Below are 19,536 nucleotides of genomic sequence, written 5' to 3'. Positions count from 1 at the left end.
CAACGCAGCATCTTGCTTGATAGCGCCTGTCAGGATAGGTTTGCAAAAAATGCATGGCTGCTATCGCAGGATTGTAACAACGATGGACTGGGACAAGCTCAGAATATTTCACGCGGTGGCCGATGCGGGCAGCCTGACCCATGCCGGCGACACGCTGCATCTGTCGCAATCCGCCGTCAGCCGCCAGATCCGCGCGCTGGAGGAATCGCTGGGAACGACGCTGTTCCACCGCCATGCGCGCGGGCTGATTCTGACCGAGCAGGGCGAACTGCTGTTCGAGGCGACCTCCTCGATGGCGCGCAAGCTGGAAGGCGCCTCGGCGCGGATCCGCGACAGCGAGGAACATGTCTTCGGCGAGCTGAAGGTGACGACCACCGTGGGCTTCGGGACGCTGTGGCTGGCGCCGCGCCTGGTCAAGCTCTACGAGAAATATCCCGACCTGAAGATCGACCTGATGCTGGAGGAACGGGTGCTGGACCTGCCCATGCGCGAGGCCGACGTGGCCATCCGCATGAAGGAGCCCAGCCAGTCCGACCTGATCCGCCGCCGACTGCTGAACATCCGCATGCGGCTTTACGCCACGCAGGAATACCTGGACCATGCCGGCACGCCGCAGGGCATCGCCGACCTGATCCCGCATCGGCTCATCTGCCAGAAGGCCAATCAACCCCAGGTTGCAGCCGGCGCGCGGCTGGTGCAGGAGCTGATGTCGCAGAACATCACCTCGACGCTGACGGTGAACAACTACCTAGGCGTGTTGCAGGGCGTTCTGGCCAATGTCGGGATCGGCGTGCTGCCCGACTATCTGACCGCCGACAATCCCCGGCTGGTCCGGGTCCTGCCCGATGTCGAATCGGGCGAAGTCCCGGTTTTCCTTGCCTATCCCGAGGAGCTGCGCCAGACCCGGCGCGTCGCCGCCTTCCGCGACTTCGTGCTGGAGGAGATCCAGGCCTATCGCCGCCAGCAGAGCGAGAACGGCACCGCCTAGCCCCGAACCCTGCAACCTTGGTCGTAGAATCCGCTGGGTTTCTACAACTTTATCGTGTAGCCATTCGGCAACTGCATGGCCGCTATGCTGCGGGCGCAGCATGAATTTTCTTGAATAGTTCTCATCCTGCACATAAATCGGGCTACGAAGGCGATGGGAAGCCTAGCAACTCATCACCTTCTACCTCCCTGTTGGACTTAGGCCGGGCTTATGCCCGGCTTTTTTTTGTTCGCGCAAGGGGATGCCGGAACGCCCCAGCCCCTTCCCATGCGCCCCGCCAGCACTTAAAAGGCGCCTGACTCCCCATGGGCAGGAAGGGCCAGACATGCAGGAACCGACGATCACCCCGGACCTGATCGCCGCGCACGGGCTGAAACCCGACGAATACGACCGCATCCTGCAGATCATCGGCCGCGAGCCAAGCTTTACCGAGCTGGGCATCTTCAGCGCGATGTGGAACGAGCATTGCTCCTACAAATCCTCGAAGAAATGGCTGCGCACCCTGCCGGTGGACGGCCCGCAGGTGATCTGCGGCCCCGGTGAAAACGCGGGCGTGGTCGATATCGGCGACGGCCAGGCCGTGGTCTTCAAGATGGAGAGCCACAACCATCCGAGCTATATCGAGCCGCACCAGGGCGCCGCGACCGGCGTCGGCGGCATCCTGCGCGACGTCTTCACCATGGGCGCCCGGCCCATCGCGGCGATGGATTCGCTGTCCTTCGGCCGGCCCGAACATCCCAAGACCGCGCATCTGGTCAAGGGCGTGGTCGAGGGGATCGGCGCCTATGGCAATGCCTTCGGCGTCCCCAATGTGGGCGGCGAGGTGCGTTTCCACCGCTCCTATGACGGCAACTGCCTGGTGAACGCCTTCGCCGCCGGCCTGGCCGATACGGACAAGATCTTCTATTCGGCGGCCTCGGGGATCGGCATGCCGGTCGTCTATCTGGGCGCCAAGACTGGCCGCGACGGCGTCGGCGGCGCGACCATGGCCAGCGCCGAATTCGACGACACGATCGAGGAAAAGCGCCCGACCGTGCAGGTCGGCGACCCCTTCACCGAGAAATGCCTGCTGGAGGCCTGCCTGGAGCTGATGCAGACCGACAGCGTGATCTCGATCCAGGACATGGGCGCGGCGGGGCTGACCTGCTCGGCCGTCGAGATGGGCGACAAGGGCGGCCTGGGGATCAAGCTGGTCCTCGACGCCGTGCCGCAGCGCGAAACCGGCATGACCGCCTACGAGATGATGCTGTCGGAGAGCCAGGAACGCATGCTGATGGTCCTGAAGCCCGAGAAGGAGGCCGAGGCCCGCGCGATCTTCGAGAAATGGGACCTCGACTTCGCCATCGTCGGCGAGACCATCGCCGAGGACCGCTTCCTGATCGTCCACGGCAACGAGGTCAAGGCCGACCTGCCGCTGTCGAAGCTCTCCTCCAGCGCGCCGGAATATGACCGGCCCTGGGTGGAAACCCCCGCCGCCGAAGCCGCGCCGGAACTGCCCGAGATCACTCCGATCAAGGCCCTGCGCGCGCTGATCGGCAGCCCCAACTACGCGCACAAGGCCTGGGTCTGGGAACAATACGACACCCAGGTCGGCGCCGACACGATCCGCCGCCCCGGCCTGGGCGCCGGCGTGGTCCGTGTCCATGGCACCCGGAAGGCGCTGGCCTTCACCAGCGACGTGACCCCCCGCTACGTCAAGGCCAACCCCTACGAGGGCGGCAAGCAGGCCGTGGCCGAGGCCTGGCGCAACCTGACCGCCGTGGGCGCCCTGCCGCTCGCCACGACCGACAACCTGAATTTCGGCAACCCCGAAAAGCCCGAGATCATGGGCCAGTTCGTCGGCGCCATCAAGGGCATCGGCGAGGCCTGCCGGGCGCTGGATTTCCCCATCGTCTCGGGCAATGTCTCGCTCTACAACGAGACCGACGGCAAGGGCATCCTGCCCACGCCCACCATCGGCGGCGTCGGCCTGATCGCGGATCTGGACGAGCTGATCGCGGGCCTGCCCGAGGAAGGCGACCTCGCCATCCTCATCGGCGAGACGCGCGGCCATCTGGGCCAATCGGCGCTGGCCGCCGAGGCCTTCGGGATCGAGGCCGGCGACACCCCGCCGGTGGATCTGGCAACCGAGCGGCTGCATGGCGAATTCCTGCGCGACAACCGCGCCCATGTGAAGGCGGCGGCGGACCTCTCGGATGGCGGGCTGGCGCTGGCGGGCTTCGAGATGGCCGAGGCCGCGGGCATCGGCTTGCGGCTGGACAGCGGCGACATCGCGCAGCTCTTCGGCGAGGACCAGGCCCGCTACCTGGTTGCCTGCGACGCGGCGGGGGCCGATGCGCTGTTGAAGGCCGCCGAGCGGGCGGGCGTTCCGGCCGCGCAGGTCGGGCTCTTCGGCGGCATGGCGGTGCAGATGGGCGACGACGCGGGCGATCTGGCGGAACTGTCGCAGCTCTACCGCAGCGCCTTCGCCGCGGCGATCAGGGGCGACATGCCCGATCACGCATGACGGTCCGCGCCCCCGCAGGCTACGGCGCCATCGTCACGGCCGCCGGGCGCGGCAGCCGCGCGGGCGGCGCGGCGCCCAAGCAATGGCGCGACCTGGCCGGGCGCAGCGTGCTGGCCCGCGCGCTGGACGCCTTCGCCGGCTTCGAACGCGTGGTGCTGGTCGTCCATGCCGAGGACATGGCCCACGCCATCGCCGAATTCGGCGGGCGCGTCACCATCGTCACCGGCGGAGAGACCCGCGCGGCCAGCGTCCGCGCCGCGCTGGACAGGCTGGAAGGCAGCCCGATCACCCATGTGCTGATCCATGACGGCGCCCGCCCCCTGATCGAGGACGCCGTCATCCAGGGCGTGATCGACGCGCTGCAATCGGGCGCCCCGGCCGCCGCGCCCGCCCTGCCCGTCACCGACGCGCTGTGGCGCGGCGAGGGCGGCCTCGTCACCGGCACCGCCGCGCGCGAGGGGCTGTTTCGCGCGCAGACCCCGCAGGGTTTCGCCTTGGCCCAAATATCCACGGCGCACCGGCTGCACCCGCAGGACGCCGCCGACGACGTGGAACTGGCCCGCAAGGCCGGCATCCCCGTTGCCATCACCGAAGGCAGCGAGACCAATCTGAAGATCACCTGGCCCGGCGATTTCGCCCGCGCCGAAAACCTGCTGGGGACTGCGATGGATATCCGTCTGGGCAATGGTTACGACGTCCACGCCTTCGGGCCGGGCGATCACGTCACGCTCTGCGGCGTGCGGGTCGCGCATGAGGCGGGGCTGATGGGCCATTCCGATGCCGATGTCGGCATGCACGCGCTGACCGACGCCATCTACGGCGCGCTGGCCCAGGGCGATATCGGCCGGCATTTCCCGCCCTCGGACCCGCAATGGAAGGGCGCCGACAGCGCCATCTTCCTGCGCCACGCCGCCGATCTTGCCCGCGCCCAGGGCTTCCGCATCGGCAATGCCGACGTGACGCTGATCTGCGAGGCGCCGAAGATCGGCCCCCATGCCCAGGCCATGCAGGACCGGCTGGCCGATATCGCCGACATCGAGCCCGGCCGGGTCAGCGTCAAGGCCACCACCTCGGAACGGCTGGGCTTCACGGGCCGGCGCGAGGGCCTCGCCGCCATCGCCACCGTCACGCTGATCAAGGGATGACGCCATGGACCGCATGATCTGCACCTTCTTCGGCATCGGCCATCTGCGCCCGGCGCCCGGCACCTGGGGCTCGGCCGCCGCCGTCCTGCTGGCGGTGCTGGCCCATGAGGCCGGGCTGGCGCTACTGGTGCCGCTCGGCTTCGTGCTGGCGACGGTCCTCGGCTTCTGGGCGGTGCCGCGGGTGCTGGCCACCTCCGCCGATCCCGACCCGTCCGAGATCGTCATCGACGAGGTCGCCGGGCAATGGCTGGCCTTGTCCTTCACGGTCATCCCGCTCTGGCGCCACGGGGTCTCGATCCTCGATGCCTGGCCGGGCTTCGTCGTGCCCTTCCTGCTGTTTCGGCTCTTCGACATCTGGAAGCCCTGGGTGATCGGCCGGGCCGACCGGCGCGGCGACGCGACCGGGCTGATGCTGGACGACCTGCTGGCGGGCTTGTTCGCCGGGCTGGTTTCGGTCATCCTCGCCGGGCTGTATCATGGCCTCCTGCAGCCGATGCTGTGACCCCGCCCTTTCGCATGGATAGCTGAGATGAGCCTTGCCGCCGAAATCCTCGAGGCCGCCCGCGCCCGCGGGGTGATGATCGCCACCGCCGAAAGCTGCACCGGCGGGCTGATCGCCGGCGCCCTGACCGAGGTGGCGGGCTCGTCCGATGCCTTCGATCGCGGCTTCGTCACCTATTCCAACGCCGCCAAGCAGCAGATGCTGGGCGTGCGGGCCGAAACCCTGGCCGCCCACGGCGCCGTCAGCGAAGCGGTCGCAGCCGAGATGGCGGCGGGCGCATTGCGCCATTCGGGCGCGGGGCTGGCGGTTTCCGTCACCGGCATCGCCGGGCCCGGCGGCTCCGAGCACAAGCCCGAGGGCCGGGTCTGCTTCGGCATCGCCCAGCCCTTCGGAGTAGAGACCGAAACCGTCGAATTCGGCGCCATCGGCCGCCACCAGGTGCGCGCCGCGACGGTCGATCACGCGCTGCGCCTGCTGCTGAGCGCGCTGCGCGGCTAGCGCCTAGCCGGCCAGCAATTCGCAGAACCGCGCCACCGCGTCCTCCGGCGTGTTCCAGGCCGTCACCAGCCGCAGCGGCACCGGATCCAACCCCTCGGCCGACTTGTCGGGCCACAGGTGATAGATCGCGCCTGCCGCCCGCAGCCGGGCATGGGCATCGGTGGGGATCGCGGCGAAGACCGCGTTCGACTGGACGGGCTGCAACAGCGCGCCCTGCGCGGCCAGGATGCCCTCGGCCAACCGGGCGGCCTTGGCATTGGCCAGCGCGCCCAGTTCCAGCCACAGCCCGTCTTCCACCAGCGCCAGCATCTGCGCCGCCAGGAAGCGCTGCTTGGAAAACACATGGCCCGACTGCTTGCGCCGGTAATCGAAATCCTCGGCGCGGGCCGGGTCGAAGAAGATCACCGCCTCGGCCGCCATCGCGCCGTTCTTGGTGCCGCCGAAGCACAGCACGTCGACGCCCGCGCGCCATGTCAGCTCGGCCGGCGCGCAGCCCAGCCCGGCCGCGGCATTGGCGAAGCGCGCGCCGTCCATGTGCAGCGCCAGCCCGGCCCCATGCGCCAGCTCGGCCAGCGCCGCCACCTGCCGGGGCGAATAGAGCGTGCCCCATTCGGTCGCATTGGTGATCGAGACCATGCCGTTCCGCCCGCCATTCAGCCCGCCGCCCGCGCCGCGGCGGATCGCCTCGGCCAGGGCATCGGGATGCAGCCGGCCGCCCTCGCCCGCCAGCGCCACCAGCTTGGCGCCGCCGGTGAAGAATTCCGGCGCGCCGCATTCGCTGGTCTGGATATGCGCGTCCTCGTGGCAATAGAGCCGCCCGTAAGGCGGGCAGAGCTGCGCGCAGACCAGCGCATTCGCCGCCGTCCCGGTCGCAACGAAGCGCACTGCGGCATCGGGCGCCTGGAACAGCTCGCGGATCGCGGATTCGGCGCGGGCGGTGACCGGATCGGCGCCATAGCCCATCATCGCGCCCTCGTTGCAGGATGCCAGCGCCGCCAGCACGGCGGGATGCGCCCCCCAGGCATTGTCCGAGGCGAAATTCATGACAGGTCCTCGACGATATGGTCTTCCCAGTCCTCCTCGGTCACCTCCAGCTCGCTGACGGTCCAGCCGCGCACGCTGACGCCGGCGCGATGGACCGATTCGCGGTCGCCCGAGATCAGGTAGTGCCAGGGATAGAGCGGCCGCCCCTCGGCCCGCAGCCGATAGGCGCAGGTGGCGGGCAGCCACCAGGCGATCTCCTTCAGCTTCTTGGGGGTCAGCACCACGCAATCGGGCACGAAGCTGTGCCGGTTCGCATAGGAGCTGCAACGGCAGCTGTCGCCGTCCAGCAACCGGCAGGCGACGCGGGTAAAGGCCAGCTCGCCCGTATCCTCGTATTCGATCTTGTTCAGGCAGCACTTGCCGCAGCCGTCGCACAGCGCCTCCCATTCCTCGGGGGTCAGGCGGTCCAGCGGCATCTCCCAGAAATGTTCGCGCATCAGGCGCCCGCCAGCACCGCGCGGGCCTGATCGGCATCGGCGGCGATCTGGGCGATCAGCGTCTCGACCGAGCTGAACTTCGCCTCGTCGCGCAGGAAGTCCACCAGCGCGACCGAGATGTGCTGGCCATAGAGATCACCGCTGAAATCGAACAGGTGCACCTCCAGGTTGGGGGCATTCCTGCCGAACATCGGCCGCACGCCCAGGCTGGCCACGCCCTGGCAGGACAGCCGGTCCGGCCCGGTCAGCACGTCGACCAGCACCGCATAGACGCCCAGCCGCGGCAGGTGCAGCCCGTCCAGCCGCATGTTGGCCGTGGGCCAGCCGAAATCGCGGCCGCGCTTGTCGCCATGGATCACCTCGCCCTCGATCCGGTGCCAATGGCCCAGCATCGCCTCGGCGTCGCGCGGCCGGCCCTCGCTCAGCGCGCGGCGGATCGCGGTCGAGCTGTATTCGCGCCCCTCGTGGCCGATCAGCGGCTGGACGGTCACGCCGAAACCCAGCGCGCCGCCCAGCTCGGCCAGGGTGGCGGCGCTGCCGGCGCGGTCCTTGCCGAAGCAGAAGTCGCGGCCGACGGTGACATGGGCGACGCCCAGCCCCTCGACCAGCACCTCGCGCGCGAAGGCCTCGGGCGACAGGCCGGCCAGGACCGGGCCGAAGGGCAGCTCGTAAAGCTGCTGGACCCCCAGCCGCGCCAGCCGGTTGGCGCGCGATTCGGCATTCATCAGCCGGAAGGGCGGCGCGTCGGGGGCGAAATACTGGCGCGGATGGGGCTCGAAGGTCAGCACGCCCAGGGGCGCGTCGGCCGCCTGCCGCGCGGCGTCGATCACCGCGCGATGGCCCAGATGCACCCCGTCGAAATTCCCCAGCGCGATGCTGGCGCCCCTGGCGCTGGCTGGCAGTCCGGTCCAATCGCGATGGATGTGCAATGCGCCCCCTCGGGGCCGGTCGCGCCCCGTCAGTCGAACTTGCGGCTTGGCGCCAGAACGACCGCCTCGCCTTTCAGAACGACCGTATCGCCGACGAGGCAGCGGGTTGCAAGCGTCACCCGGCGTTTTGCATGTTCGATCGCCTCGACCGTCACTTCGGCGCGCACCATGTCGCCGGGACGCACGGGCGCCATGAATTTCAGCGTCTGGCCCAGATAGACGGTGCCATGGCCCGGCAATTGCTCGCCGATCACGGCCGAGATCAGCCCGGCGGTCAGCATCCCATGGGCGATGCGCCCCTCGAAGATCGTGTCCTGCGCGTAATCGTCGTCCAGATGCACCGGATTGCGGTCGGTCGAGACCTCGGCGAACAGCTCGATATCGCGATCGGTCACCTGCTTCTGCAGGTAGCGGGTCATCCCGACCTCGAGATCCTCGATGACGATCGTGCCGCGCGGAAGATTGTCAAACATGTCGCGTTCCATTGGTCTTTGCCGATGTGCTGTCGGATGCTGCATAGCAGCATGAAACCCGGTACGCAAGAAAATATCTCAATCCCGGTACAAAAGTATAACATTCTTACCCTGCCGCTTTTGCGGGCAGTCCCGGAACGCAAGACGCCCGCATCGGGCGATGCGGGCGTCGGGGCGGTTCCGTGGCGGGCGATCAGCGCAGGCGGCCGATGCTGTATTCGGGATCCTGAAGGCGTGTGGCCAGCCATTCCTGCAACAGTTCCGGGTCGGGATTCTCGACATCCGGCCCCATCGCATCGGCAGCCAGGCCGCCGGTCACGAACAGCGCGTCGACCCCCTCCTGCCGGGCGCCCAGGATGTCGGTGTTGATCCCGTCGCCGACGGCCAGGTAGCGGGCGCCCTCGCCCAGGCCCAGCAGCCGCCGGGCGCGCTCATAGATCGGCGGATGCGGCTTGCCGAAATACAGCGCCGAACCGCCCTGGTCCTCGTAGAATTCGGCCAGCGCGCCGGCGCAATAGATCCGCGTCTCGCCCATGTCGACGACGATGTCGGGATTGGCGCAGAGCATCGGCAGACCCATCTGCCGGGCCAGCAGGAAGCGGGCGCGGTAATCCTCGGGGGCCTCGGTCAGCTCGTCGAAGGGGCCGGTGCAGACGATGCCCTCGGCGTCCTCCAGCGCGACGCGGGTGATCGGCGCGGCATCGGCCCATTCCGGCGGGACCAGGGTGAAGAAGCCGTCGTCCTTCTCGGGGCCGACATGCCAGACCTTGCGGCCCACGGCGCCCGCGAACATCGCGTCCTGCGCCGCGTCGCCCGAGCTGACCACCAGGTCCCAGGCGTCGCGCGGCACGCCCATGCGGTCCAGCTGCGCGATCACCAGCGCGTTCGGGCGCGGCGCATTGGTCATCAGGCAGACCTTGCCGCCCCCCTGCCGGAAGGATTGCAGCGCGGCCACGGCGGCGGGATAGGCTTGCTTGCCGTTATGCAAGCAGCCCCAGAGATCGCAGAACAGCGCGTCATATTGCGTGCCGATCTGCGACAGGCGCTCGATGATGCGGGTCATCAGGCGGCCAGCGCCGGGATGATCTGCTTCTTGCGGCTCATGATGCCGGGCAGCACGACGCTGTCGCCCGAGACCGTGGCGCCGAAGCTCTTTTCGGCCACCTGGCGCACGAAGTCGTTGGGCACCAGGAGCGTGGCTTCCTCGCGCAGGATGTCGATGATGAACAGCAGCACCTCGTCGGCGCCATCGGCGGCGGCGACGGCGGGCATGGCGGCCATCAGCGCCGGCTTGCGGTCCAGCAGCACCTGCGGCGCGGTGGTCTCCAGCACCGAGATCCGCAGCTGCTTGCCGCCCAGTTCGTATTCCTTGCTGTCCATGCGCAGCAGCGCCTCGTCGCTGAAGGCGCTGACATCGGATTTCGCCGCGAACATCTCGGCCGCGAAATCGGTGATGTTGACGCCCAGGTCGGCGGCCAGCTTCTCGGCCACGGCGCGATCATGGGGCGTGGTGGTCGGGCTGCGGAATTCCAGCGTGTCCGACAGGATGCAGGTCAGCATCGCGCCCTTGATCCCTTCGGGAGCGCGGTCCATGTCCTCGCCGATCAGGTCGTGCATGATCGTCGCGGTGCAGGCCAGCGGGCGGACGGTGATGTTGATCGGCGTGCGGGTCTTGATGCCGCCGGCCAGCAGGTGGTGGTCGATGATCTCGATCACCTCGGCCTCGTGGATCGAGGCGGGCAGCTCGGCCGGGTTGTTGGTGTCCACGATCACGCATTGCTCGCCCGCGGCCAGGTCGCCGATGATCTCGGGCTTGTCCAGCTTCCAGCGGTCCAGCATCCAGGCGGCTTCGGTATTGGGTTCGCCCTGCAGCACGGCCTTGGCGGGCGTCTTGCGGACCTCGTTCAGATACCAGGCCCAGATGATGGGCGAGCCGGTCGAATCGGTGTCGGGGGAGGTGTGGCCGAATACCTTGATCATGATGCGCCTCTGCGGGTTCGGAATTCGCGGGCGTTATAGGCGCGCGCCCCGCTGATGTCCACGCGGCCCCGCATGACGGTCCGATGACGATGCCGGAAAGCCCGGATTCGCCGCGTTTTTCGCCTCTTGATATTTCATGGTGTTTTTGTCAGAAATTGGACCGAGCCAGCTTTCCTCACCCCTCTTGTGCCAGCCGACAATGCCGCCGGGCGGCAGGGCGATGACAGGAGGTCGGGAATGACATTGGCGCAGGAATGCATCTGTATGGCGGGCGGGTGCGGCAGATGACGGGGCACAGGCATCACCGGCCCGGCGCGCCGGATCAGCGCCTGCCGCGGCTGCAGCCGACCGAGGCCGCCGTCCTGACCGTCGCGCGCCATTTCTTCCAAAGCTTCGCGCGCCCCGAGACCGAGGGCTGGCTGGCCGCCTTCGACCATGCCGCGCGGTTCTTCGGCGCAGAGGACGGCCCCCGCATCGCGATCTCGGTCCTGCAATCGGTGCAGCGGATGCGCGAGGCGCGGCGCAGCTGCTTCCATTTCTCGAATCCCGACTGCCCGCATTGCGCCGAGGTGATCGGCGAATCCGAGCGGCATTTCATCGGCGCCTTCCGCGGCATGGCCCATGGCCGGCTGAGCGAGGCCTACGGCCACGCGCTGATCCTGTGCGAGGGCCATGACGCCGACCCGCTTCTGGCCGAGATGCGCCGCCTGGCGGGGCTGCTGCTGGACCGGGACCCGCAGCCGATGGCCGCGGCGGCGGGGCTGCACTGAACGTCAGCGCCGCGCACGCAGCGCCGAGAACAGGCTGGCGGCCAGGAAGGCCAGCGCCGCGATGCAGACGATGGTCGGGCCGGTCGGCGTGTCCAGCCGCCAGGACGCGCCCAGCCCCGCCAGCGCCGCGGCGCCGCCGATCAGCCCGGCCAGCAGCGCCATCGTCTCGGGCGTGCGGCTGAAGGGACGGGCGGCGGCGGCGGGGATGATCAGCATGGCCGAGATCAGCAGCGCGCCGACCACCTTGATCGCCACCGCGACGACGATGGCCAGCGCCAGGGTCAGCACCATCTGCTCGCGCCGCGGGTCGATATCGGCGGCCGTGGCCAGGTCCGGGTTCAGCGTCGCCGTCAGCAGCGCCGACCAGCGCCAGCCCAGCATCGCCAGGACCAGCGCCGCACCGCCCCAGATCACCGCCAGGTCGGCGGGCGTGACCGCCAGGATGTCGCCGAACAGATAGGCCATCAGGTCGACCCGCACCCCCGACAGGAACGAGGCCGCGACCAGCCCGAAGGCCAGCGCCGAATGGGCCAGCACGCCCAGCAGCGTGTCCATCGCATAGCCGCGCCCGCCCAAGCCCGATACCGTCAGCGCCATGGCCAGCGCCACCGCCAGCACGCCCAGGAAGACCGAGACCGACAGCGCCAGCGCGATCGCCACCCCCAGCACCGCCGCATGGGCGGTCGCGTCGCCGAAATAGGCCATCCGCCGCCAGACCACGAAACAGCCAAGCGGCGCGGCGGCGATCGCCACGCCCAGGCCGGCCAGCGCCGCGCGCAGCAGGAAATCGTCAAGCATCCTCGTCCCCGCCGCAGCAATGCTTGTGGTCATGGTCGTGATCGTGGCTGTGGCCGTGATGGTGGTGGCGATACAGCGCCAGCGCGCCCTGCGTGCCCTCGCCGAACAAGGCCCGGTATTCGGGGGCCGAGGCGACATGGGCCGGCGCGCCCTCGCAGCAGATATGGCCGTTCAGACAGATCACCCGGTCGCTGGCGCTCATCACCACATGCAGGTCGTGGCTGACCATCAGCACCGCGCAGCCCAGGCGCTGGCGGACCTCCTCGATGCGCAGATAGAAGGCGGCCGCGCCGGGCTGGTCCAGCCCCTGCGTCGCCTCGTCCAGGATCAAGAGGTCGGGCCGCGCCAGCAGCGCGCGGGCCAGCAGCACCCGCTGGAACTGCCCGCCCGACAGCCCGTCCATCTGCCGCCCGGCCAGCTGGCCGACGCCCGCCTGTTCCAGCGCCTCGGCCGCCGCGGCCGGAGCAACGCGCCGCGGCAGGCCGAGGAACCGGCCCACGGTCATGGGCAGGGTCGGGTCGATATGCAGCCGCTGCGGCACATAGCCGATGCGCAGCCCCGGCCGCCGCCACAGCTTCCCCTGGCTGGGCCGCTGCGCGCCGATCACCACCTTCAGCAGCGTCGACTTGCCCGAACCGTTGGGGCCGACCACGGTGACGATCTCGCCCGGCGCCAGCGACAGGCCGACATCGCGCAGGATCGTGTTGCCGCCCAGCCGCACCGCCAGGTCCTCGATGCGGAACAGCGGTCCGGCGACCGCCTCTCTTGCAGCCGCGCGGCCCGCAAGCGCGCCGCCTGCCGCCCCGTCCGTCACAACCATGCCCGTCGCCGCCATGCCCGTCATCGCCATGAGTCGTTCCGCCTCTGATCCGATATTGATATGTGATAGTATAATGCTATAAGGCAGGCAATGTTACATCATAACATCGAGGCCACCATGCGCATTTTCGTCCCCGCCACCGCCCTGCCCCTGATCCTCGCCGCCGCCGCCAGCGCCGAGGTGCCCTCGGTCGCCGTGGACATCGCGCCGGTCCATTCGCTGGTCGCGCGGGTCATGGAGGGCGTCGGCGATCCTGGGCTGATCCTGCCGCCCGGCGCCTCTCCGCATGGCCATTCGATGCGCCCGTCCGAGGCGCGGATGCTGCAGAATGCCGACCTGGTGGTCTGGATCGGGGAAGACCTGACCCCCTGGCTGGCCGGTCCGGTGGCGACGCTGGCGGGCAAGGCCGAATCGCTGGAACTGCTCGAGGCCGAGGGGACGACGGTGCTGGAGTTCCGCGAAGGCGCGACCTTCGAGGCGCATGGGCACGACGAGGAGGATCATGACCACGAGGGCGACGGGCATGAGGATCATGGGCACGAGGATGATGGGCACGACCACGACCACGCGCATGACGACGGCGATGGCCACGACCATCACGGCCATGACCCCCACGCCTGGCTGGACCCGCAGAATGCCCGGCTGTGGCTGGGGGTGATCGCCGAGCGGCTGGCCGGGCTCGACCCGGAAAACGCCGAGACCTATGCCGCCAATGCCGCCGCCGGCCAGGCCGAGCTGGACGCGCTGAGCGGCCAGATCGAGGCCGCGCTGGCCCCCGTGCGCGCGGCGCCCTTCGTGGTCTTCCACGATGCCTACCAGTATTTCGAGACTCGCTTCGGCGTGACGGCGGCCGGCTCGATCTCGCTGGCGGATGCCTCGGATCCCAGCCCGGCGCGAATCGCCGAGATCCAGCGGAAGGTGGCTGAGCTGGGCGTGACCTGCGCCTTCGCCGAGCCGCAATTCAATCCCGGCCTGATCGACACGGTGTTTCGCGGAACCGAGGCGCGGATCGGCACCATGGACCCGCTGGGGTCCGCCCTGCAGCCCGGCACACAGCTCTATCCGCAGCTGCTGACCGAGATGGCCGACAGCCTGGTCGCCTGCCTGCAATAGCCGGTGACGCAAGGTCACGTTTGCCCCCGCCGTCCGCCCTGCCAGACTGCCCGCGACAACGGGAAGGAGGGGCAGATGACGATTGGCGATCCGCTGGAGCAATCGGTGCAGGACCGCATCCGCGACAGTTTCGAGCGGCAGGGGCTGATGCGGCACCTGGGGGCCGAGCTGGCCGCGATCCGGCGGGGCGAGGTGGTGATTCGCCTGCCCTTCCGGCCGGAACTGACCCAGCAGCACGGGTTCTTCCATGCCGGCGGCACCGCCTCGATCGCCGACAGCGCCGGGGGCTATGCGGGCTATACGCTGTTTCCCGAGGACAGCTCGGTCCTGACGGTCGAATTCAAGCTGAACCTGATCAACCCGGCGCGGGGCGAGTGGCTGGAGGCGGTGGGCCGCGTCGTCAAGCCGGGGCGGACGCTGACCATCTGCCAGCTGGATGTCTGGGGCGTCGGCGAGGCGCGCGTCCATGTGGCGACGGGGCTGCAGACCCTGATCTGCATGCACGGCCGCCCCGACCAGGGCGCGAAAGACTGAGCGGCGCTTGCGGTGCCCCGGCCGGCGCCCTATATTCACCCTGTCCGGTGCAAGCCGGACTATGGACATAAACGCGCTCGTAATAAGCGGATCGGACCCGGGGGCGGTACCCGGCGGCTCCACCATTCACCTTCGTTGGGGGAACATGGGGCCGAAACAGGATCGACGAACGTCTAAAGGGGTTTGCTTTGTCCCGGTGAGCTACCACCGTTATCGGTGCAAAATGTACAGTTGCCAACGACAACCGTGCTCCGGTGGCTCTGGCTGCGTAAGCAGTTCGAGTTATCGAAACCTAAGCCCTTGCGCCTAGCAGCGTAAGGCGGGGCCCGCAGGAGCCTGGCAACAGAATCCTGCACTTTTCCACATCAGCATTAAGCATCTGATTTACTTGCCCTTCTGCTGTAAATTTTTCAGCGGTTTTACATTCCCGCTGTTTTGACGTTCACGAAGTTCCCTCACGGTCGCCTGCGCGACCGCCTTGCGGTCGGCATGACGGCAGTAGCGTTCGACCATTTCGACGGACAGGCCAACCATGTCGCTGATCTGCATCGCGGTCTTTCCTTCCAGCCGGTGACGGATACAGGCATTCGCCCGCAGCCCGTGCCAGACGGCGCCTTCAAGCTCGGGAAGATCAGCCCGCACCTCGTTGAAGACCTTCCACAGCTGGTTGGTGGTGAACGGCTTCCCGGCATTGCGGCCGCGCTCTTGCAACAGGAACGGGCCGGGCCGCTTTTCCCACGTCCGCATTTCCTGTTCGAGTTCCGGCAAGATCGGACAGACGGGGAAGGCGCCGCTTTTTTTCTGACGCAGCGGGATCACATCACCGTCAACATCGTTCCAGCCGAGCCGGATCACATCGGACACCCGCTGGCCGGTATAGCGCCCCAGCACATACGCCCGCCGCAATGCCCCGGTGAAATTGTCATCGGCACATTGCAGCTGCGCCGGCGTCCACGGCTTGAAGCCTTCGCCGCCCGTGAACTTCACGACGCCATGCGTCGGGTCATGATGCAGCAGCTCGCGCGGGCCGCGCGCCCAATTGCACATGGCCTTGAGCGCATCCAGGATGTTGTTCGCGGAAGCGGGCTTCTCGGCCCCGATCTTCTCCATCAGCGCCTGGACATGCTTCGGCCGAAGATCCTCGGCCCGCAAGCTACCCCATGCCATGCGGACCCGCTTCAGATACCTGAGGTAATGCGCCTGCGTCGAGGGCGCCAGTTTGCGCGGCAGGCCGGGCCAGGCAGCGACATAGGCGTCGATGAGGCCTCCGATTGTGTCGGTCGGAACGGCATCGTTGATGCCCTGCGCCTGCTGAACCGCGGCCCAGAACGCGGGTGAATGGGGATCATCGGGCAGACGGATGCGCGGCCCGGCATGGGCGGTCCCCCTGCCCTCCTGATAATAGAAATAATCCTTGCCCTTGGACGTGACCCAATGCACGGATCTCGGCAGCTTGATCCTACGCGACATTGGAAATCCCCGCCATGAAGGGATCGGCTTGGGGGGCAGCAAGGCCGTTCAGCCGCGCCACAACCTCGGCCCAGGACCAGCGGACGGACGAACCCGCACGGATCGGCCTCGGAAGAACGCCACGCCTCACCCATTCATCAACGGTCGATTCGCTGATGCACAGTTCAGCCGCCAGCGCGGCCTTGTCGGGATAGGCAGGGGGGCGATCCCCCGCCACAGGACGGCGGGCCATTGCTCAGCCCTCAAGGGGGATAACATGGCCCCCGGAAATAGTGCTATGATTAAGCATGTCTGATTCCTCGTTGGTTTCAGTCTAGGGCCGGGGCGGGGTAGTTTGGCGACGATGCCGCTCCGGCTTACTTATCCAAACTAAGGCTTGGGCCTTGGCGTCGTAAACTATACTTGGTGGCCTAAGCGTGGGTAATTGAGTAAAAGCGCTGATTTCACTTGAAAATCTCGCTTTTTCCTGTCCCTATTTGATAGGCACATTGCACGCTGGGAGATTAACTTTCCGAGCATGACGGACTATGAATTGTGCTGTGACGCCGGGCCGCTTCCCTCTTCACCGCCGCAACGATGGTCGTGTGATCCCGGTTCAAGACCCGCCCGATCTGCTGATAGGTCATCCCCTTCTGTCGAGCGATGAAGCAAACGATTTGGCGAACGCGGACGATTTCGGCTTTTCGGGACTTCCCAGTGATCTGGTCGGCCGTAACGCCAGTGGCGGCGGCCAGCTCCTGCACGATGGCCTTGACAGTCGCACGGGGAGCATGAATCTCCTGGGCGGCGTCAACGTCCTGCGCTGTGACGAAGTGAAAATGCGCGGTCATGCCTCCGCCTCCATCAACTTGATGATCTGGCGCAGCGCGGCGCGGACATAAGAGCGTGCCTCGCGTTCGGACTGGCTGTAGCCGGTCGGGCGCTCGGTTGCGTCCAGGGCGAGGGTCAGGCAGTCGTGGATTTCGTGAAGTCTGGTGACAGGCAAAGCGCCTGTGCTATGGCAATGAACAGCCATTCGCGATCCTCCTAACAGATCGTGTTTCGGTTAGGGCCGGGAAGTGTTACCAGCACTTGTCCCGGCTCGTCTTTTATGGTTGCCTAAATCCATGACTGATGCAACAGAAAAAATGCAACCACAAAAGAGAGGCCGTCCTGCGATTGGGAAGGGAACGCCGGTGCAGGTTCGCCTGCAACCTGACCTATTGGCCTGGGTCGATGCTGAACGGGCGAAGGTGAAACCAGAGCCAACGCGGCCTGAAATGATCAGGCATATCCTTGAGAAAGTGAAAGGTCAAAAATGAGCAATATCAATACCGGAATCGTCGTTCAGTTGAGATCGGGCGGCCCTAAAATGACCGTCAGATGGGTAGAAAATGGAGAAGCTTATTGCGAATGGTTCGCAGGAGCAGATGTTAAAGGCGCCAAGTTTGCAGTTGAACAGCTCGCGCCTGTCTAACGAATGGACAGCCGAATAGGCCGGGGCGCGCCAACACCCCGGCCATGTCAGCCCCGGTTTCGCCGTGCTGACCTGCGCCACGCCCGGAAGGAATGCGAGCCGCGCCATGACGGGGTTATGGCTCAGACAAGCCGGGCACTCACCGTCTAACCCCAATCGCTTCACGGATTACCGCAGGGCGCGATCAGGCCCTATGCTTCGCCGCTTGGCTGCGCGGCAGGGATGGGAATGCGCATCGCGGTTCACTTGCGAGCACGCCAAGCCTTCATCTGGCAGGACGTTGAACAGAAGCGGGCCACGGATCGCTTGCGTGCTGGCACCAATCCCCCGCACCATTCGCACGGAGGCCGGGCGGCCTTGGCTTCCAGCCGCGCGGCGCGCTCGATGACGCGGTATTCGCGCATGTAGCAGGCATACGAGCAATAGCATGCGTCCGAGCGGCGTCCCGCCGGGATCTGCCCCCCGCATCCTTTGCAACGATCGGTGAAGTCTAGAGCCAGTTCACCGCCAGGTCGGCCGCCGCGCCCTCGTCCGCCTCCCTGAGACGGGCGATATGATTGTGATGGGACGTCGCGCAAATACGGCTGCAGTATTTGCGCTGTTCGCCCGTCAGCGGCTTGTGGCAGCGAACGCAGCGGGTCCGCTCGATCAGGGTTCCAGCCTCGATTGTCCATTCCGGTTGCCCCTCATACCAGTCGGGACGCTCGGCCCCGATGCGCTTGAACACTTCGGCCAGCAGGTCGCGGGCCATCAGGTCGGCAGACAGCCAGCCCCATCCTTGCAGGCAGAAGTCGGCGCGCAGCCCGGCCCGCAACGGACCTTCCAGGCCGAAGATCGATGCCGTCGCGCCCGACTCGAAGGTCATGCGGACCAGCGCCGCCAGGTCCCTGACCAGCGCCTGAAACCGGCCGGCGCCGACCCTGCCGCGCAAGGCATCGCGTTCCCGGTTCCTTTCCTTGCGCAGAAGCCTTTTCGCTTCGGGGGTCATGACCAGCATCATTCCGCCCAATCGATGAAGGCCAGCGCGTCCTTGACGGTGGCGGGGTCCAGCCCGGCCTCTTTCGCCGTCGCCATGGCCTGCAGCATGGTCGCGACCGCCCGCGCCTTGCCGCCGTGGTCATAGGCCTGCATCGGCCGCACCACGTCGATGGCGACGGCTGCGCCCAGCTTCTCGGTCGCTTCCTCGGCCATCAGGTTGGCGATGGGTTGCAGCACCAGCTGCGCCAGGTGGCGCTGCGCCTCGCGCACCAGCGGGCCGGTGGTCGCCGGGTTGGTCAGGCCGGGCAGGATGCCGAAGACGTTGTAGATCTCGCCCCTGGCTTCGGTCAGCAGCTTGTCGGCCAGCGTCTTGTCCAGTTGCGGCGAAAGCTGGTCCGGGGATTTGCCGATATTGGGGTTCATGCCGGCGGCCGTCGCCTGGGCCACGCCCTCGATGACAAGGGACGCCCCCCGGTTGCCCCGGAAGCTGCGCCGCATGCTGTCCATGTCGTCGGCGCTGCCCTCGGGCACGGGGATGATCTGCGATCCGATGGGCGCATCGCGGAACACGTCGCGCAGGGCCATGGTGATTTCGTCCAGGAGGGACGCCGACAGCTTGGCACGGGCCAGCGGCGCCGATCCGGCCCAGGGGGTGACGGCATCGCAGCCGATGCGGAAATGCAGCACCTCGCCGGCCAGAACAGTTTCCGAGCGGCCGCCGCCGATCTCGGGCAGGCCGACGCGATAGGCGCGCGGCTGGCCGTATCGGGTGGACAGGTCCCAATCGGTGGCCGGAACGAGCCGGTCGCGGATCAGGAACAGGCATTCGCCCCGCAAGGCCAGCGCGCGGGCGCAGATCGCCATGCTGCGCCGGTCCAGCAGGTCGGTGCCGGTCACGTCAGCCAGCGACAAGCCGCTTTCCCAGAGGATGACCGAGGCCTGCACGGCCGAGGTCAGTTCGGCCAGCCCGGAGCCGCCGGCGATCCAGGCCTCGCGCGCCGCCATCAGCGCGGCGGTATAGCCGGGCTGCGCGGCGCGGGTTTCGGTCTGTGCAGATTTGCTCACACCCCGGCGGAAGATATCCATCAGCCCCAT

At 67.5% G+C, this 19,536-nt stretch carries 24 protein-coding genes and 1 other RNA gene; 11 read left to right on the top strand and 14 right to left on the bottom strand.

Annotation, left to right across the window (positions count from 1 at the left end; all coding sequences use genetic code 11):
- Positions 1-82: 82 nt before the first annotated feature.
- The 5 genes from C9E82_RS09920 to C9E82_RS09900 all read left to right on the top strand — a co-directional run bounded on the left by C9E82_RS09920 (position 83) and on the right by C9E82_RS09900 (position 5,639).
- The gene (locus C9E82_RS09920) at positions 83-988 is read left to right on the top strand and encodes a LysR family transcriptional regulator (protein WP_119897396.1); all 906 of its coding nucleotides are present in this window, start codon (positions 83-85) and stop codon (positions 986-988) included.
- A 325-nt stretch (positions 989-1,313) separates the two neighbouring features.
- Entirely contained in the window at positions 1,314-3,494 is a 2,181-nt protein-coding gene (gene purL / locus C9E82_RS09915; protein ID WP_119897397.1) for a phosphoribosylformylglycinamidine synthase subunit PurL, read from the top strand.
- A complete protein-coding gene (locus C9E82_RS09910; protein WP_119897398.1) occupies positions 3,491-4,639 on the top strand; it encodes a bifunctional 2-C-methyl-D-erythritol 4-phosphate cytidylyltransferase/2-C-methyl-D-erythritol 2,4-cyclodiphosphate synthase in 1,149 nt (382 codons plus the stop codon). Before purL ends, C9E82_RS09910 begins: the two co-directional genes overlap by 4 nt.
- A 4-nt stretch (positions 4,640-4,643) precedes the next feature.
- Positions 4,644-5,141, top strand: a complete 498-nt coding sequence (locus C9E82_RS09905; protein ID WP_119897399.1) for a phosphatidylglycerophosphatase A family protein — start codon at positions 4,644-4,646, stop codon at positions 5,139-5,141.
- Positions 5,142-5,168: 27 nt separating this feature from the next.
- Positions 5,169-5,639 (top strand): CinA family protein, encoded by a 471-nt coding sequence (locus tag C9E82_RS09900; protein WP_119897400.1) that lies wholly within the window; start codon positions 5,169-5,171, stop codon positions 5,637-5,639.
- A 3-nt stretch (positions 5,640-5,642) separates the two neighbouring features.
- On the opposite strand, the gene C9E82_RS09895 is transcribed toward C9E82_RS09900, so the two are convergent.
- The 6 genes from C9E82_RS09895 to C9E82_RS09870 all read right to left on the bottom strand — a co-directional run bounded on the left by C9E82_RS09895 (position 5,643) and on the right by C9E82_RS09870 (position 10,502).
- Positions 5,643-6,683, bottom strand: a complete 1,041-nt coding sequence (locus tag C9E82_RS09895; RefSeq protein WP_119897401.1) for a threonine aldolase family protein — start codon at positions 6,681-6,683, stop codon at positions 5,643-5,645.
- Positions 6,680-7,120 carry a YcgN family cysteine cluster protein gene (locus C9E82_RS09890; RefSeq protein ID WP_119897402.1) on the bottom strand — a complete coding sequence of 147 codons (441 nt, stop codon included), beginning with the start codon at positions 7,118-7,120 and terminating at the stop codon, positions 6,680-6,682. The genes C9E82_RS09895 and C9E82_RS09890 overlap by 4 nt, the downstream gene beginning before the upstream one ends.
- On the bottom strand, positions 7,120-8,049 hold the full coding sequence (locus C9E82_RS09885; RefSeq protein WP_119897403.1) for a bifunctional riboflavin kinase/FAD synthetase: 930 nt from the start codon (positions 8,047-8,049) through the stop codon (positions 7,120-7,122). Before C9E82_RS09885 ends, C9E82_RS09890 begins: the two co-directional genes overlap by 1 nt.
- 29 nt (positions 8,050-8,078) lie before the next feature.
- A complete protein-coding gene (locus tag C9E82_RS09880) occupies positions 8,079-8,522 on the bottom strand; it encodes a MaoC family dehydratase (protein ID WP_119897429.1) in 444 nt (147 codons plus the stop codon).
- A 193-nt stretch (positions 8,523-8,715) separates the two neighbouring features.
- Positions 8,716-9,585, bottom strand: coding sequence for a TIGR01459 family HAD-type hydrolase (locus C9E82_RS09875; protein WP_119897404.1), 870 nt, complete (start codon positions 9,583-9,585; stop codon positions 8,716-8,718).
- Complete coding sequence (locus C9E82_RS09870) at positions 9,585-10,502, bottom strand: manganese-dependent inorganic pyrophosphatase (protein ID WP_119897405.1); 918 nt, start codon at positions 10,500-10,502, stop codon at positions 9,585-9,587. The genes C9E82_RS09875 and C9E82_RS09870 overlap by 1 nt, the downstream gene beginning before the upstream one ends.
- 254 nt (positions 10,503-10,756) lie before the next feature.
- Between C9E82_RS09870 and C9E82_RS09865 the strand changes: the two genes are divergently transcribed.
- Entirely contained in the window at positions 10,757-11,272 is a 516-nt protein-coding gene (locus C9E82_RS09865) for a hypothetical protein (protein ID WP_119897406.1), read from the top strand.
- A gap of 3 nt (positions 11,273-11,275) precedes the next feature.
- Here C9E82_RS09865 and C9E82_RS09860 read toward each other — a convergent pair whose 3' ends face one another.
- Both C9E82_RS09860 and C9E82_RS09855 read right to left on the bottom strand, forming a co-directional pair.
- On the bottom strand, positions 11,276-12,070 hold the full coding sequence (locus tag C9E82_RS09860) for a metal ABC transporter permease (protein WP_119897407.1): 795 nt from the start codon (positions 12,068-12,070) through the stop codon (positions 11,276-11,278).
- Positions 12,063-12,920 (bottom strand): ATP-binding cassette domain-containing protein, encoded by an 858-nt coding sequence (locus C9E82_RS09855; RefSeq protein ID WP_240643476.1) that lies wholly within the window; start codon positions 12,918-12,920, stop codon positions 12,063-12,065. The genes C9E82_RS09860 and C9E82_RS09855 overlap by 8 nt, the downstream gene beginning before the upstream one ends.
- Positions 12,921-12,980: 60 nt before the next feature.
- Between C9E82_RS09855 and C9E82_RS09850 the strand changes: the two genes are divergently transcribed.
- From C9E82_RS09850 to ssrA, 3 genes are all read left to right on the top strand, one after another.
- Positions 12,981-14,003, top strand: coding sequence for a zinc ABC transporter substrate-binding protein (locus C9E82_RS09850; RefSeq protein ID WP_119897408.1), 1,023 nt, complete (start codon positions 12,981-12,983; stop codon positions 14,001-14,003).
- Positions 14,004-14,078: 75 nt separating this feature from the next.
- Positions 14,079-14,537 (top strand): PaaI family thioesterase, encoded by a 459-nt coding sequence (locus C9E82_RS09845; RefSeq protein ID WP_205962147.1) that lies wholly within the window; start codon positions 14,079-14,081, stop codon positions 14,535-14,537.
- Positions 14,538-14,540: 3 nt separating this feature from the next.
- Positions 14,541-14,894, top strand: a transfer-messenger RNA (tmRNA) gene (ssrA, locus tag C9E82_RS09840).
- Positions 14,895-14,921: 27 nt separating this feature from the next.
- On the opposite strand, the gene C9E82_RS09835 is transcribed toward ssrA, so the two are convergent.
- From C9E82_RS09835 to C9E82_RS09820, 4 genes are all read right to left on the bottom strand, one after another.
- The gene (locus C9E82_RS09835; RefSeq protein WP_244936011.1) at positions 14,922-15,977 is read right to left on the bottom strand and encodes a tyrosine-type recombinase/integrase; all 1,056 of its coding nucleotides are present in this window, start codon (positions 15,975-15,977) and stop codon (positions 14,922-14,924) included.
- Between the two features lie 19 nt (positions 15,978-15,996).
- Complete coding sequence (locus tag C9E82_RS09830) at positions 15,997-16,239, bottom strand: helix-turn-helix transcriptional regulator (protein WP_119897410.1); 243 nt, start codon at positions 16,237-16,239, stop codon at positions 15,997-15,999.
- A 271-nt stretch (positions 16,240-16,510) separates the two neighbouring features.
- Positions 16,511-16,837, bottom strand: coding sequence for a helix-turn-helix domain-containing protein (locus C9E82_RS09825; protein ID WP_119897411.1), 327 nt, complete (start codon positions 16,835-16,837; stop codon positions 16,511-16,513).
- Positions 16,834-16,992 (bottom strand): hypothetical protein, encoded by a 159-nt coding sequence (locus C9E82_RS09820; RefSeq protein WP_240643478.1) that lies wholly within the window; start codon positions 16,990-16,992, stop codon positions 16,834-16,836. Before C9E82_RS09820 ends, C9E82_RS09825 begins: the two co-directional genes overlap by 4 nt.
- 121 nt (positions 16,993-17,113) lie before the next feature.
- Between C9E82_RS09820 and C9E82_RS24085 the strand changes: the two genes are divergently transcribed.
- Together C9E82_RS24085 and C9E82_RS09815 are read left to right on the top strand one after the other, a co-directional pair.
- On the top strand, positions 17,114-17,308 hold the full coding sequence (locus C9E82_RS24085) for a hypothetical protein (RefSeq protein ID WP_147393053.1): 195 nt from the start codon (positions 17,114-17,116) through the stop codon (positions 17,306-17,308).
- On the top strand, positions 17,305-17,463 hold the full coding sequence (locus C9E82_RS09815) for a YodC family protein (RefSeq protein WP_119897413.1): 159 nt from the start codon (positions 17,305-17,307) through the stop codon (positions 17,461-17,463). The genes C9E82_RS24085 and C9E82_RS09815 overlap by 4 nt, the downstream gene beginning before the upstream one ends.
- A 490-nt stretch (positions 17,464-17,953) precedes the next feature.
- On the opposite strand, the gene C9E82_RS09810 is transcribed toward C9E82_RS09815, so the two are convergent.
- Together C9E82_RS09810 and C9E82_RS09805 are read right to left on the bottom strand one after the other, a co-directional pair.
- Entirely contained in the window at positions 17,954-18,460 is a 507-nt protein-coding gene (locus C9E82_RS09810; protein WP_119897432.1) for a hypothetical protein, read from the bottom strand.
- Positions 18,460-19,536: a phage portal protein gene (locus tag C9E82_RS09805; RefSeq protein ID WP_119897414.1), complete on the bottom strand. Its 1,077-nt coding sequence runs from the start codon at positions 19,534-19,536 to the stop codon at positions 18,460-18,462. Before C9E82_RS09805 ends, C9E82_RS09810 begins: the two co-directional genes overlap by 1 nt.

The organism is Paracoccus sigandri (assembly GCF_003709565.1).
In the GTDB taxonomy this organism is placed as follows: domain Bacteria; phylum Pseudomonadota; class Alphaproteobacteria; order Rhodobacterales; family Rhodobacteraceae; genus Paracoccus; species Paracoccus siganidrum.
This window is presented reverse-complemented; position numbering and strand designations above follow the sequence as displayed.